The 13,980-nt window shown below is 64.5% G+C and carries 14 protein-coding genes; 12 read left to right on the top strand and 2 right to left on the bottom strand.

What is annotated here, in order from left to right:
• Window positions 1–11: 11 nt before the first annotated feature.
• Genes E2H86_RS11465 through E2H86_RS11455 form a run of 3 tightly spaced genes read left to right on the top strand, consistent with a single transcriptional unit; the run spans window position 12 to window position 2,779 of the window.
• Window positions 12–1,031 (top strand): ABC transporter substrate-binding protein, encoded by a 1,020-nt coding sequence (locus E2H86_RS11465; RefSeq protein ID WP_133327784.1) that lies wholly within the window; start codon window positions 12–14, stop codon window positions 1,029–1,031.
• A gap of 6 nt (window positions 1,032–1,037) precedes the next feature.
• Complete coding sequence (locus E2H86_RS11460) at window positions 1,038–1,901, top strand: ABC transporter ATP-binding protein (protein ID WP_133327782.1); 864 nt, start codon at window positions 1,038–1,040, stop codon at window positions 1,899–1,901.
• Window positions 1,902–1,915: 14 nt separating this feature from the next.
• Window positions 1,916–2,779, top strand: coding sequence for an ABC transporter permease (locus tag E2H86_RS11455; RefSeq protein ID WP_133327780.1), 864 nt, complete (start codon window positions 1,916–1,918; stop codon window positions 2,777–2,779).
• A gap of 121 nt (window positions 2,780–2,900) precedes the next feature.
• Here the strand turns inward: E2H86_RS11455 and E2H86_RS11450 are convergent, their stop codons facing one another.
• Window positions 2,901–3,458 (bottom strand): WYL domain-containing protein, encoded by a 558-nt coding sequence (locus E2H86_RS11450; RefSeq protein ID WP_133327778.1) that lies wholly within the window; start codon window positions 3,456–3,458, stop codon window positions 2,901–2,903.
• Window positions 3,459–3,667: 209 nt separating this feature from the next.
• On the opposite strand from E2H86_RS11450, the gene E2H86_RS11445 reads away from it, so the two are divergent.
• From E2H86_RS11445 to E2H86_RS11420, 6 genes are all read left to right on the top strand, one after another.
• Window positions 3,668–4,462 (top strand): tetratricopeptide repeat protein, encoded by a 795-nt coding sequence (locus tag E2H86_RS11445; RefSeq protein WP_133327776.1) that lies wholly within the window; start codon window positions 3,668–3,670, stop codon window positions 4,460–4,462.
• 132 nt (window positions 4,463–4,594) lie between these two features.
• Complete coding sequence (locus E2H86_RS11440) at window positions 4,595–5,047, top strand: MarR family winged helix-turn-helix transcriptional regulator (protein WP_133327774.1); 453 nt, start codon at window positions 4,595–4,597, stop codon at window positions 5,045–5,047.
• Window positions 5,044–7,131: an FUSC family protein gene (locus tag E2H86_RS11435; protein ID WP_133327772.1), complete on the top strand. Its 2,088-nt coding sequence runs from the start codon at window positions 5,044–5,046 to the stop codon at window positions 7,129–7,131. Before E2H86_RS11440 ends, E2H86_RS11435 begins: the two co-directional genes overlap by 4 nt.
• Entirely contained in the window at window positions 7,128–7,340 is a 213-nt protein-coding gene (locus E2H86_RS11430) for a DUF1656 domain-containing protein (RefSeq protein ID WP_133327770.1), read from the top strand. The genes E2H86_RS11435 and E2H86_RS11430 overlap by 4 nt, the downstream gene beginning before the upstream one ends.
• A complete protein-coding gene (locus E2H86_RS11425; RefSeq protein WP_133327768.1) occupies window positions 7,337–8,212 on the top strand; it encodes an efflux RND transporter periplasmic adaptor subunit in 876 nt (291 codons plus the stop codon). The genes E2H86_RS11430 and E2H86_RS11425 overlap by 4 nt, the downstream gene beginning before the upstream one ends.
• Entirely contained in the window at window positions 8,209–9,645 is a 1,437-nt protein-coding gene (locus tag E2H86_RS11420; protein WP_133327765.1) for an efflux transporter outer membrane subunit, read from the top strand. The genes E2H86_RS11425 and E2H86_RS11420 overlap by 4 nt, the downstream gene beginning before the upstream one ends.
• A 9-nt stretch (window positions 9,646–9,654) precedes the next feature.
• On the opposite strand, the gene argH is transcribed toward E2H86_RS11420, so the two are convergent.
• A complete protein-coding gene (gene argH, locus E2H86_RS11415) occupies window positions 9,655–11,049 on the bottom strand; it encodes an argininosuccinate lyase (protein ID WP_133327763.1) in 1,395 nt (464 codons plus the stop codon).
• A gap of 309 nt (window positions 11,050–11,358) precedes the next feature.
• Here argH and E2H86_RS11410 point away from each other — a divergent pair, with 309 nt between their 5' ends.
• The 3 genes from E2H86_RS11410 (at window position 11,359) to E2H86_RS26240 (ending at window position 13,958) form a co-directional block, all read left to right on the top strand.
• A complete protein-coding gene (locus tag E2H86_RS11410) occupies window positions 11,359–12,102 on the top strand; it encodes a LytR/AlgR family response regulator transcription factor (RefSeq protein ID WP_133327761.1) in 744 nt (247 codons plus the stop codon).
• 150 nt (window positions 12,103–12,252) lie between these two features.
• Window positions 12,253–13,194 (top strand): hydroxymethylbilane synthase, encoded by a 942-nt coding sequence (hemC, locus tag E2H86_RS11405; RefSeq protein WP_133327759.1) that lies wholly within the window; start codon window positions 12,253–12,255, stop codon window positions 13,192–13,194.
• Window positions 13,191–13,958 (top strand): uroporphyrinogen-III synthase, encoded by a 768-nt coding sequence (locus E2H86_RS26240; RefSeq protein WP_243744044.1) that lies wholly within the window; start codon window positions 13,191–13,193, stop codon window positions 13,956–13,958. The genes hemC and E2H86_RS26240 overlap by 4 nt, the downstream gene beginning before the upstream one ends.
• Window positions 13,959–13,980 lie beyond the last annotated feature (22 nt).

Raw genomic sequence — 13,980 nt, 5'->3', positions numbered from 1 at the left:
GGAACCTCATCATGCGTAAATCCATCAGCCGCCTGGCGGCAAGCATCGGTCTGGGCGCGAGCCTGATCGTCGGCAGCTTGGCCGCCCCAGGCGTGGCCCAGGCCGAAGGCAAGATCCGCATCGCCGAGCAGTTCGGCATCGTCTACCTGCTGCTCAACGTGGTGCGCGATCAGCACCTAATCGAGAAACATGGCAAGGCACAGGGCATCGACATCGAGGTCGACTGGGCGCAGTTGTCCGGCGGCTCGGCGATCAACGACGCACTGCTGTCTGGCTCGGTGGACATCGCCGGGGCCGGCGTTGGCCCGCTACTTACCGTCTGGGACCGCACCAAGGGCCGGCAGAACGTCAAGGCCGTGGCCTCGCTGGGCAACTTTCCGTACTACTTGGTCAGCAGCAATCCTAATGTGAAGACCATCGCAGATATTTCCGAGAAGGACCGCATCGCCGTGCCGGCGGTGGGTGTCTCGGTGCAGTCGCGCTTCCTGCAGTACGCCGCTGCCCAGCAGTGGGGCGACAAGGAATACAACCGCCTCGACAAATATACCCTGGCCGTACCGCATCCTGATGCCACCGCTGCGTTGCTGGCCGGTGGCACCGAGCTCAACGGGCATTTCTCCAACCCGCCGTTCCAGGATCAGGTACTGGCCAACAAGGACGTGCATGTGGTGCTCAACAGCTACGACCTTCTCGGCCCCAACTCGCCGACGCTGTTGTTCACCACCGAAAAATTCCGCAACGACAACCCCAAGACCTACAAGGCTTTCGTCGACGCGTTGGCCGAAGCGGCGGACTTCGCTCAGAAGGACAAGGCCGCGGCAGCGGATACCTATATCCGTGTGACCAAAGCCAAGATTGATCGCGACACGCTGATCAAGCTGATCGACAACCCGCAGTACGAATTCACTGTCACGCCGAAAAACACATACAAACTCGCCGACTTCCTGTACAGGGTCGGGGCAATCAAGAACAAGCCAGCGTCGTGGAAGGATTACTTCTTCCAGGATGAGCGCCCGCTGCAGGGGAGCTGATTGACCATGACCGCCCCCTTGCCAGGCCACACGGTCAGCAACCTGAGCCGTGTCGCTACACCCGCGCTGCTCAAGGTGGACAACCTGAGCCTTGAATACCGTACTTCGCAACGCGTGGTGCGGGCCACCCATCAGGTCAGCTTCGAAATCGATCGCGCTGACCGTTTCGTCTTGCTGGGCCCCTCCGGCTGCGGCAAGTCCACGCTGCTCAAGGCCGTGGCCGGGTTCATCGAGCCCCAGGAAGGGCAGATCCTCCTGCAAGGCGAGCCGGTGCGCGGGCCTGGGCCTGACCGCATCGTGGTGTTCCAGGAGTTCGACCAGTTGCCGCCGTGGAAGACGGTGAAACAGAACATCATGTTCCCGCTGCTGATGTCCGGCCAGCTCAAGCGGGCGGAGGCCGAGGAGCGAGCCCTGCACTACCTGGACAAGGTCGGCCTGGCCAATTTTGCCGATGCGTATCCGCATACCCTGTCGGGCGGCATGAAGGCTCGGGTTTCAATTGCTCGGGCCCTGGCCACCCAGCCGAAGATCCTGCTGATGGACGAGCCGTTCGCCGCGCTCGACGCGCTGACCCGGCGCAAGATGCAGGAAGAGTTGCTGCTGTTGTGGGAAGAGGTGCGTTTCACCCTGTTGTTCGTCACCCACTCTATTGAGGAGGCGTTGGTGGTGGGCAATCGCATTCTGCTGCTGTCGCCCCACCCAGGGCGGGTTCGGGCCGAGGTACACAGCCACCAGTACGACCTGGGCAGCCTTGGCGGCAGCGCGTTTCAGGCCAGTGCGAGGCGCATCCACCGCTTGCTGTTCGACGAGGCCGAGGCGCCGGTCGAGGCCGCCGAACTGGGTTTCAACGACATCCGCATCGCCTACTGACAGGAGCTTGAGCCATGACCACTACACCTGTACGCCAGGAATACGAGGTGCAGCTGGAGCCGTTGCTCTCTGTGCCTGTGGAACGCCAACTGCCGTTGGCCCAACGCCTCTGGCAACACGGTTGGCTGCGCAAGACGGTGATCTTGCTGGTGATCGCCGCTCTGTGGGAGGGCGCTGCCCGCTACCAGGGCAACGACCTGCTGCTACCAAGTTTCCTGCAGACCGCCGCCGCGCTCTGGGACGGCCTGATCAGTGGCGAGTTGCCGGCCAAGGTCGGCGTGTCGCTGGTGATTCTGCTCAAGGGTTATGTGCTGGGCATCGCCCTGGCGTTCGGCCTTACCAGCCTGGCGGTGTCGACCCAGTTGGGGCGCGATCTGCTGGGCACCTTGACCTCAATGTTCAACCCGTTGCCGGCCATCGCGTTGTTACCGCTGGCGCTGCTGTGGTTCGGGCTTGGCGATAACAGCCTGATCTTCGTGCTGGTGCATTCGGTGCTGTGGGCGCTGGCGCTCAACACCTATGCGGGCTTTCTGGGAGTTTCCGAGACTTTGCGCATGGCTGGTCGCAACTATGGCCTGAAGGGGCTGCGGTTGGTGCTGCATATTCTCGTGCCAGCGGCATTGCCGTCGATTCTGTCGGGGCTGAAGATCGGCTGGGCGTTCGCTTGGCGGACGCTGATCGCCGCCGAGTTGGTGTTCGGTGCCAGCAGCGGCAAGGGCGGATTGGGCTGGTACATCTTCCAAAACCGGAACGAGTTGTATACCGACAAGGTGTTCGCCGGACTGGCGGTGGTGATCCTCATCGGGTTGCTGGTCGAAGGGTTGGTGTTCAATACCCTGGAGCGGTTGACCGTGCGGCGGTGGGGGATGCAGCGGTAGGGTGTGTCTGTACCGGCCCTTTCGCGGGACGAGCCCGCTCCCACAGGCACACCACAGTTTTTCGGATCTGTGGTGTGCCTGTGGGAGCGGGCTCGTCCCGCGAAAGGGCCGTTACAGCCAGCTAATTCCTGTACTGCGCCACCGCATTCTCCAAGGTCCGCGCGATGTCCTCACGCATCCCCTCGGGCAACTCCACGACGACCTCATCGCCCTGGCTCAATGCCCACCAGCGCACCGGCCATTCGGCATCCACCGTGGCGGTCAGGCGGTGCCCGCGTTCCAGCGCGGTCAACTGCATGTCAGCGCTCAAAGGCGCATCGCGCAACTGCCGGGCGAGGCGGTCGCTGACCCACGCCTGCAATCCGATGCCTTGCTCGCCAGTGCCTTGCGCGGCGCCTGCACGCAGGTAGCCTTGCAGGTCGAAGTTTCCACGCAGGTCGCTACCGGCTGTGGCCGCCCAGTGCCAGCCGAACGGGATGCTCTTGTCGTTGCGCTCCAGTGGAAAGATCAGCGACAGCTCGTTGAGGTCACGCTCGACTGTGCGCTTGCTGACGGTGAAGCCCACATCGCGCAGGCGCCACACCAGTTCTGCGCTGGTATTGCCCGGGGGGCGGCTGGGCAGCTGGCGAAGCAACGCCCATTGTCGGCTGAGGGTGGCGCGGGTGGTGGCGAACGGCAAAAGATTACGTCCTTGTCTAGGCTTTGCGACATCGGTTGAAGCGGTATTGTCCGGGCTCATGGCAATTTGCCACAACTCGCTCTGATCAACGAATGTGCAATTGGTTGCCTCATACCGGTTCGTTCGCGACAGGTTTTGTCGTGGCGTCGCGCAGAATCACGCCTCGTGCCGCCGTGCCCGGGGTCGTGGACCGTTCAATGAGGATGAACATGTCAGCTGTCAGCAATATCCACCCGTTACTTGCCCGGCTGTTGCCCGAGCAGGTCGTTCCGGCTCCCATACCCGCCGGCAAGCGCCAGCGACAGTTCGCCGGCGTGGGCCTGCCCAGCCAGCGAGCGCTGCTGGTCAGCCGTCTGGACGAGGCACCGGACCTGCAAGCGGTGTACGCCGACCTGCGGCGTCAGGCGCTGGCAGGCAACGTCAGCGCGCTGAATGACCTGGGCTGGATCTGGCTCAACGGCAAGTACTGGCGCGCCGATACCGAACTGGCCCGACACCTGCTGCGCATGGCTGCACTGCAAGGGCATGCGGCGGCCTGGTTCAATCTTGGGCAGCAACTGTATTTCGGCAAAGGCATCAGCCCTTCTTATACCCAGGCCGCCGAATGCTATCGACAGGCCTTCGAACTCGGCATGGCGCAGGCGGCCGCGGCATTGGGCGATCTATACGAAGAAGAAGTCTGCGATGGCGAGTTCGCTTGGCAGGTCGACGTCGGGTGCGCCTATGAATGGTTCCTGCGTGGTGCCGAACAGGGCGAGGCACGCTGCCGATTCGAGGTGGGCTATCGATTGCTCCACGGTCTTCACGTCGCTACCGACATCAAGGCCGGGCTGTATTGGTTGGAGCTGGCCGCGGCGACGGGCGTGATGCAGGCGGCCGAGGAACTGGCGGTGCATTTCAGCAGCCGTGACCCTGGGCGCTATCTGGATTGGCGCGACCGGGCGGTGCAACTGGGCAGCTCGCTGGCCTTGGCCATGAAGCTCGAGGATCAGGTCCAGCCTTGAGGCCGAGGTGCGGGCGTGATGGCAGCATGAACAACAATTCATCCTGGCAACTGATCGCCTGCTGTTGACGACAGGGGGAGGGCAAGGCGTATATTGATAGTTAGCAAACTATGAATATCCTTGGTTATCCAAATGTCCCTTGACTCCCTGCGCCTTCAAGTCAGCAGCGGCATGGTCGTTGCCGCTCGCCACTGGCGACGCATCTGCCATGCGGCGTTGACCGGCTACGGTATCTCCGAAGCCTGTGCTGCGCCGCTGTTGATGATCGTGCGCCTGGGCGATGGTGTGCACCAGGTGGCAGTGGCTCAGGCCGCAGGTCTGGAAAGCCCGTCGCTGGTGCGTCTGCTTGACCAACTGTGCAGAGCCGGCCTGGTGTGCCGCAGTGAAGACCCACTGGACCGTCGCGCCAAGGCCTTGAGCCTCACCGCCGAGGGCCGCGCCTTGGCCGAAGCCATCGAGGCCGAGCTGGTACGCGTGCGCCATGAGGTGCTCCAGGGCATCAGCGAAGCGGACCTGCAGGCCACCCTACGCGTGCTCCGCGCTTTCGAAGCTGCGGGCCTGGGTAACGTCGGTGGGGAGCAATGAAGGGTTTCTTCAGCTCAGTGCCGCCGGCCCGTGACTGGTTCTACGGGGTGCGCACCTTCGCCGCGTCGATGATCGCCCTCTACATCGCCCTGCTCATGCAGCTACCACGCCCGTACTGGGCGATGGCCACGGTGTACATCGTCTCCAGTCCATTCGTCGGCCCGACCAGCTCCAAGGCCTTGTATCGGGCCCTGGGCACCTTGCTGGGCGCCGGTGGGGCAATCTTCCTGGTGCCGCCGCTGGTGCAATCGCCGCTGCTGCTGTCGGTGGCCATTGCCCTCTGGACCGGCACCTTGCTGTTCCTCTCGTTGAACCTGCGCACGGCCAACAATTATGTGCTGATGCTGGCCGGCTACACCCTGCCGATGATCGCCCTGGCGGTGGTCGACAATCCGACCGCAGTGTTCGACGTGGCGTCCTCACGGGCCCAGGAGATCTGCCTGGGTATCGTCTGCGCCGCCGTGGTAGGGGCAATCTTCTGGCCGCGCCGGCTGGCACCGGTGGTGGTCGGCTCCACCGGTAACTGGTTCAGCGAGGCGATCCGCTATAGCGATACCTACCTGGCCCGCGCCGTTGTCGCCGACAAGGTGGGCGGTATGCGCGCCTCGATGGTCGCCACATTCAATACCCTGGAAATGATGATCGGTCAGCTCGGTCATGAAGGCGCAGGCCCGCACACGGTGAAAAACGCCCGTGAGCTGCGCGGGCGGATGATTCACCTGCTGCCGGTGGTCGATGCGCTGGATGACGCCCTGGTCGCTCTCGAAGGCCGTGCTCCGGCCCAGTTCGCCCAGGTGCAGCCGCTGCTCGAGGCTGCGCGGGAATGGCTCGAGGGCACTGCCAAGGATGCTTCGCTGACACGTTGGAGCGCCTTGCGCGAACAGATCGACCGGCAGCAGCCCAGCGCCGCCGCGCTGGACCAGCGCGGCGAGCTGCTGCTGTCCAATGCCCTCTACCGTCTTGCCGAATGGGTCGACCTCTGGCAGGACTGCTGCACCTTGCAGCATGCCTTGCGCCAGGACGATGCCACGCCATGGCGGGCCGTCTACCGACACTGGCGCCTGGGCCGTCTGACGCCATTCTTCGACCGCGGCCTGATGCTGTACTCGGTGTTCTCCACGGTCACCGCGATCATCGTCGCCAGCGGCCTGTGGATCCTGCTCGGCTGGAACGACGGCGGCAGTGCGGTGATCCTCGCCGCCGTGGCCTGCAGCTTCTTCGCCGCCATGGACGACCCGGCGCCGCAGATCTACCGCTTCTTCTTCTGGACGCTGTTGTCGGTGATCTTCTCCAGCGTCTATCTGTTCCTGGTGCTGCCCAACCTGCATGACTTCCCCATGCTGGTGCTGGCTTTCGCCGTGCCGTTCATCTGCGTCGGCACCTTGACCGTACAGCCGCGCTTCTACCTCGGTACCTTGCTGACGATCGTCAACACGGCAACCTTCATCAGCATCCAGGGCGCCTACGATGCCGATTTCCTGACCTTCATCAATGCCAACCTGGCCGGCCCCGTAGGCTTGCTGTTCGCTTTCATCTGGACCCTGCTCCTGCGCCCCTTCGGCGTCGAGTTGGCCGCCAAGCGCATGACCCGTTTCGCCTGGCGCGACATTGTCGAGATCACCCATCCGGCGAGTCTTGCCGAGCACCGCCAGCTTGGCGTGCAGATGCTCGACCGGTTGATGCAGCACCTGCCGCGTCTGTCGCAGACTGGCCAGGACAGCGGCGCGGCCCTGCGCGACCTGCGCGTGGGCTTGAACCTCCTCGACCTGCAGGCGTACATGCCGCGTGTCGGCTTGTCGGCCCGCGAGCGACTGGACACGGTCATTGCCGAAGTCGGCAGCCATTATTCGGCCTGCCTGCACGCCAACCAGCGCTTGCACGCGCCGGCCGATCTGCTGCGCAGCATGGAGCGGGCGCGCCAGGGTCTGGCGCTGGACCAGGGCCATGACCGTGGCGATGCCCGCCTGCACCTGCTGCATGCCCTTAGCGGCCTGCGTCTGGCCCTGCTGCCGGGTGTCGAGGTGATGCTCGAACCCAGCGAACAACCGCAACTGCCCCACGGCATCGATGGAGCGCCACTGTGATTGGTGATCTGGATATCAGCGGGGTGTTCCTGCCCACGCTGTTGGTGATGATGGTGTTCACCTACCTGCTGTTCCTGGGCGTGCACGCCGTGCTCGTGCGCCTGAATTTCTATCGCCTGGTCTGGCACCGGGCGTTGTTCAACGTCGCCCTGTACGCCGTGATGCTGGGCGCGGTCGACCACTTTTGCCGAAACCTGATGCTGCCATGAAAAAACCTTTGTTGACCTTGGGCCGTGTGGTCCTGACCTTGCTGGTCGTGAGTTTCGCCGCCGTGCTCGTATGGCAGATGGTGGTGTACTACCTGTTCGCGCCTTGGACCCGCGACGGCCACATCCGCGCCGACGTGATCCAGATCGCCCCGGACGTCTCCGGCCTGATCCAGAAGGTCGAGGTGCGCGACAACCAAGTGGTCAAGCGTGGCGACGTGCTGTTCACCATCGACCAGGACCGCTTCACCCTGGCCTTGCGCCAGGCCAAGGCGACCCTGGCCGAGCGCCAGGAAACCTTGGCCCAGGCTTCGCGTGAAGCGCAGCGCAACCGCAAGCTGGGCAACCTGGTGGCAGCCGAGCAGCTCGAAGAGAGCCAGTCCCGCGAAGCCCGAGCTCGCTCGGCGGCCAACGAGGCGCAGGTGGCGGTCGATGCCGCCCAGCTCAACCTCGACCGCTCGGTGATCCGCAGCCCGGTGGATGGCTACCTCAACGACCGCGCACCGCGTAACCATGAGTTCGTCACCGCTGGCCGGCCGGTGCTGTCGGTGGTCGACAGTGCGTCGTACCACGTCGATGGCTACTTCGAGGAAACCAAGCTGGGCGGCATCCACATCGGCGATGCCGTGGACATCCGCGTGATGGGCGACAACACCCGCCTGCGCGGTCACGTGCAGAGTTTCGCCGCCGGCATCGAGGACCGCGACCGGGTCAGTGGCGCCAACCTGCTGCCCAACGTCAACCCGGCGTTCAGCTGGGTGCGCCTGGCCCAGCGCATCCCGGTGCGCATCGCCTTCGACGACGTGCCGCAGGACTTTCGGATGATCGCCGGACGTACCGCCACGGTCTCGATCATCGAGGACCAGCGCCCATGAAGCATCTGATCCTGGCCGGTGTATGCCTGTCGTTGGGGGCCTGCATGATGGTCGGTCCCGACTATGAAGTGCCCAAGGAAGCGGCGGTGCAGCGCAGTGACCTCAACGGTCCGCTGCGCCAGGATGCAGACAGCGTGGTGTCTGCGCCCGTGCCCGAGGATTGGTGGCAGCTGTATCAGGATCAACGTTTGAACGAGCTGGTGCGCCAGGCGTTGGGTGCCAACACCGAACTGCGCGTGGCTGCCGCCAACATCGCCAAAGCCCGCGCCCAGGTCGAGGTGGCGCAGTCGCAGGGCGGTTTCAATGGTGGCGTGAAACTCGGTGCCCAGCGTTTGCAGGAGTCCGGCGAGGCGTTTCTGCTGAGCGAGAAGGTGCCAGTGGCCAACATTGGCGAGGCGATCATCAGTGCGTCGTATCAGTTCGACCTGTGGGGCACCTTCAAGCGCGGCACCGAGGCCGCCAAGGCCAATGCCGATGCGGTCCAGGCCGCTGCCGACACGGCACGCATCACCCTGGTGGCCGACGTGGTCAAGGCCTACACCCAGGTGTGTTCGGCCAACGAGGAATACCATATTGCCCGCGAGTCACTCGACTTGCAGGAACAGAGTGTGCAACTGACCCAGCGCCTGCGCGATGCCGGTCGCGGTGATGAGACCCAGGTCACTCGCTCGCAGACCCAGTTCAAGTCGTTGCGGGCCGAGCTGCCACGCTTCAAGGCCGAGCGCGAAACGGGGTTGTATGCCTTGGCCGCGTTGTTGGCCAGGCCGGTCGATCAACTGCCGGCGGGCACCGCCGATTGCGCCGAGCTGCCACACCTGGCGCAGCTGGTGCCGGTCGGCGACGGTGCCGCCCTGCTCAAGCGTCGCCCGGACGTGCGCCAGGCCGAACGTCAGCTGGCAGCGGCCACGGCGAATATCGGCGTAGCCACTGGCGCGTTGTATCCAGACATCAGCATCGGCGCCCAGGTGGGCACCATTGGTATCCTGGAAAACCTCGGTGAGCCGGCGACCAACCGCTGGGGGTTCGGCCCGCAGATCAGTTGGACCATCCCCACCAATGGTACCCGCGCGCGAATTCGCATGGCCGAAGCCTCGACCCAGGCGGCCCTGGCGCATTTCGACGGGGTGGTGCTCAACGCTATCCGCGAGACCCAGACCCGACTCGCGCAGTACAGCGCTCTGCTCGATCGCCGTGATGCCCTGGCTGAAGCCGAGCAGTCGGCCAAGCTGGCTGCGGAGCAGACCCACCGGTACTTCCAGGCCGGGCGGGAATCATTCCTGGCGGACCTGCAGGCGACCCGCGCGTACACCGACATGCGTGCGCAGTTGGCGGCAGCGAACAGCCAGGTGGCGATGGGGCAGGTTGGGGTGTTTCTGGCGTTGGGTGGGGGTTGGAAGGATGCGGCCGGGCGTACCCCAGAGGATACGCCCTAGATTTGCCGATCAGCGCGAAGCCAGCAACGCCTTGCCTCGCACCACCGCGGTCAGCACCTGCGCAGGAGCGGTACCGCCGACGTGGTCGCGGGCATTCACCGAACCTTCCAGGGTCAGCACTTCGAACACATCCTGGTCGATCTGGTCGCTGAACTGGCGCAGCTCTTCCAGGCTCATCTCGGCCAGGTCCTTGCCGGTATCGACACCATACTTCACAGCATGGCCGACGATTTCGTGGCAGTCACGGAACGGCAAGCCACGGCGCACGAGGTAGTCGGCCAGATCGGTAGCGGTGGAGAAGCCGCGTAGCGCCGCTTCACGCATGATCGCATGACGCGGCTTGATGGCTGGGATCATATCGGCGAAGGCGCGCAGCGAATCACGTAGGGTGTCGGCGGCGTCGAACAGCGGCTCCTTGTCTTCCTGGTTGTCCTTGTTGTAGGCCAGCGGTTGGCCTTTCATCAGGGTCAGCAGGCCGGTGAGAGCACCGAATACGCGGCCACTCTTGCCCCGGACCAGCTCCGGCACGTCCGGGTTCTTCTTTTGCGGCATGATCGAGCTGCCGGTGCAGAAGCGATCGGGCAGGTCGATGAACTGGAATTGGGCGCTGGTCCACAGCACCAGCTCTTCGGAGAAGCGCGACAGGTGCATCATCGCCACGCTCGCCGCCGCGCAGAATTCGATGGCGAAGTCGCGGTCCGAGACGCTGTCCAGCGAGTTGCCGCCCACGGCTTCGAAGCCCAGCAGCTGGCAGGTCAGCTCGCGGTCGATCGGGTAGGTGGTGCCGGCCAGCGCGGCACTGCCCAGGGGCATGCGGTTGGTGCGCTTGCGGCAGTCGACCAGGCGCTCGTAGTCGCGGCTGAGCATTTCGAACCAGGCCAGCAGGTGATGGCCGAAGGTGACCGGCTGGGCAGTCTGCAGGTGAGTGAAGCCGGGCATGATGGTTGCGGCTTCGCGCTCGGCCTGCTCCAGCAGGCCTTCCTGCAGGCGGGTGATCTCGGCGAGGATCAGATCGATCTCGTCGCGCAGCCACAGGCGGATGTCGGTGGCGACCTGGTCGTTGCGGCTGCGGCCGGTATGCAGCTTCTTGCCGGTGATACCGATGCGGTCGGTCAGGCGTGCCTCGATGTTCATGTGCACGTCCTCGAGGTCGACGCGCCACTCGAAGGTGCCTGCCTCGATCTCGGCCTGGATGGTGTTCAGGCCATCGATGATGGTGTCGCGCTCGGCATCGCTGAGAACGCCGACCTGCGCCAGCATGGTGGCGTGGGCGATCGAACCCATGATGTCGTGGCGGTACAGGCGCTTGTCGAAGTCGACCGAGGCGGTGAAGCGGGCGACGAAGGCGTCGACGGGCTCACTGAAGCGGCCGCCCCAGGACTGATTGGTCTTGTCGGTGCTCATGGATTCACTCTTTGAAGGCGTGAACGAAAAAGTGTCGCCGATGATAACAGGGTTGAGGGCCCGGCCGCAGGGCGCCGGTCGCCAGAAACGGTCGGAAAATCCAGTGTGAACGGGTACCAGGGATATTTACCGATTGAACGGCAGTGTTCCACGGACCGTCTACAGTTGGACAAAGGACTGGCGATGAATCTGCCAGCACAGTGAATCTTTGGCCTTCGCACCGGTCTAGAGCGTGACCGCAGTGTCGCTCGACCTGCATCTGTCTACGCTAAACCTTGTGCGAGACTCACTCAGGAATCCAGAGCAACTATGAATGTCCTGATCGTTGATGATGAACCCCAGGCCCGCGAACGCCTGACGCGGCTGCTGGCGGAGCTGGAGGGGTACACCGTGCTGGAGCCCAGCGCCACCAACGGCGAGGAGGCCTTGGCCCTGATCGAAAGCCTCAAGCCCGATATCGTCCTGCTGGACATCGGCATGAAAGGCCTGGATGGCCTGCAAGTCGCCGCACGCCTGTGCGAGCGTGAGGCGCCCCCGGCAGTGGTGTTCTGCACCGGGGATGATGAATACGGCAGCGAAGCCTTCGGGGACAGTACCCTCAGCCATGTGTCCAAACCTATCCAACCCCAGGCCCTGCGTGATGCCCTGCGCAAGGCGGAGAAGCCCAACCGCGCGCAGTTGGCCGCGCTGACCCGGCCAGCCAATGAAGGCGGTGGCCCGCGTAGTCATATCAGCGCCCGGACGCGCAAGGGCATCGAGCTGATTCCCTTGGACCAGGTCATCTACTTCATTGCCGACCACAAGTACGTCACGCTGCGCCACGAGACCGGTGAAGTCCTGTTGGACGAGCCGCTCAAGGCCCTGGAAGATGAATTCGGTGAACGCTTCGTGCGTATCCACCGCAATGCGCTCGTGGCCCGTGCGCGCATCGAACGCTTGCAGCGCACGCCGTTGGGGCATTTCCAGCTGTTCCTCAAGGGCCTCGATGGCGATGCCTTGACCGTCAGCCGGCGGCATGTCGCGGGTGTGCGCAAGATGATGCAGACGCTGTGACGACGCAGTAGCCAAAGTTGGCCGGCCGGTCCGGTGCCGCAAACGCGGTGGCGGATCGGCCGCAGCCTGAGCAGGATCATGACCCACATCTGCTAGCGATGCCGACGGAGCTGTTATCATCGGCGGCATTTCTCTGCATCGGGGCGTTCCATGTCCACTCGCGAAATCCGCATTGCCACCCGTAAAAGTGCCCTGGCCCTGTGGCAGGCCGAATACGTCAAGGCCCGACTCGAGCAAGCGCATCCGGGGCTGCAGGTGACCCTCGTGCCCATGGTCAGCCGCGGCGACAAATTGCTCGATGCTCCCTTGGCGAAGATTGGCGGCAAGGGTCTGTTCGTCAAGGAACTCGAAACCGCCTTGCTCGACAACGAAGCCGACATCGCTGTGCACTCGATGAAGGACGTGCCCATGGACTTCCCTGAGGGACTGGGTCTGTACTGCATCTGCGAGCGCGAAGATCCGCGCGACGCTTTTGTGTCCAATCGTTTCCCCAGCCTCGACGCGCTGCCCGCCGGCAGCATCGTCGGCACCTCCAGCCTGCGCCGTCAGGCCCAGTTGCTGGCACGCAGGCCTGACCTGCAGATTCGCTTCCTGCGGGGCAACGTCAATACCCGCCTGGCCAAGCTCGATGCGGGCGAATACGACGCGATCATCCTCGCTGCGGCCGGTCTGATCCGCCTCGGTTTCGAGCCACGCATCACCTCCAGCATCAGCGTCGACGACAGCCTTCCGGCAGGAGGCCAGGGCGCGGTGGGCATCGAGTGCCGCAGCGCCGATCACGAGATTCACGCACTGCTGGCACCGCTGAACCATGTCGACACCGCCGACCGGGTAATCGCCGAACGCGCCCTGAACAAGCGCCTGAATGGTGGTTGCCAGGTGCCCATCGCCTGTTATGCCGTGCTCGACGGCGACCAGCTGTGGCTGCGTGGCCTGGTCGGCCAGCCGAGTGGCGGCACGTTGCTGGTCGCCGATGCCCGGGCCCCGCGTACGGCCGCCGAAGCCCTCGGCGTGCGGGTGGCGGAGGACCTGCTGGGGCAGGGCGCCGAGGCTATCCTCAAGGAAGTCTATGGCGAGGCTGGACATCCGTGAGCCCCTGGCGCCTGCTGCTGACCCGGCCCGAAGAGGACTGCGCGGCACTGGCGCAGTACCTTGCAGCACAGGGCGTGGCCAACGCGAGCCTGCCCCTGCTGGCCATCGAGCCAGAGCCCCTGGATGCGCCACGGCGTAGCCTGCTGGCAGCGCTGGCGAGCTACCAGGCGATTATCGTGGTCAGCAAGCCGGCGGCCAGGTTGTTGCTTGGATCTCTAGCCAAAGCAGGCTTACCGGCGCCACCCACGGGCTGGTTCAGTGTCGGCGGGGCGACCGCAGGGGTACTCCAGGCCGCGGGCCTGGAAGTGACCTGCCCCGTCCAGGGCGACGACAGCGAGGCCTTGCTCGCCAGCCCGCTACTGCGCCAGGCTGTCGCCGTGCCCGCAGCACGTGTACTGATCGTGCGCGGCATCGGAGGTCGCGAACTGCTGGCAGAGCGTCTTGGAGAGCAAGGTGCTAGTGTCGATTATCTGGAACTGTATCGCCGCCGTCTGCCGGAGTATCCGGCCGGCACGCTGATGCAATGCATCGAAGCGGAACGCCTCAATGGCCTGGTGGTCAGCAGTGGGCAGGGCTTTGAACACTTGCGGCAGATGGCCGGGGACGACTGGCCGCGGGTGGCGCGCCTGACAGTGTTCGTGCCCAGCCCACGGGTGGCCGAACAGGCCAGGTCCGCTGGGGCTCAACAGGTTGTGGATTGCCGTGGCGCCAGCGCCGCGGCCTTGCTGGCAGCCGTGCAGCGCAGCGCTGCACCTGCCTCCTAAGGCGCTAAGCTAGGGCGATGCG

This window comes from Pseudomonas putida (assembly GCF_004357765.1).
Classification (GTDB): domain Bacteria; phylum Pseudomonadota; class Gammaproteobacteria; order Pseudomonadales; family Pseudomonadaceae; genus Aquipseudomonas; species Aquipseudomonas putida_U.
The sequence above is the reverse complement of the archived record's forward strand: the minus strand, read 5'-3'. Positions and strand labels throughout refer to the sequence as shown.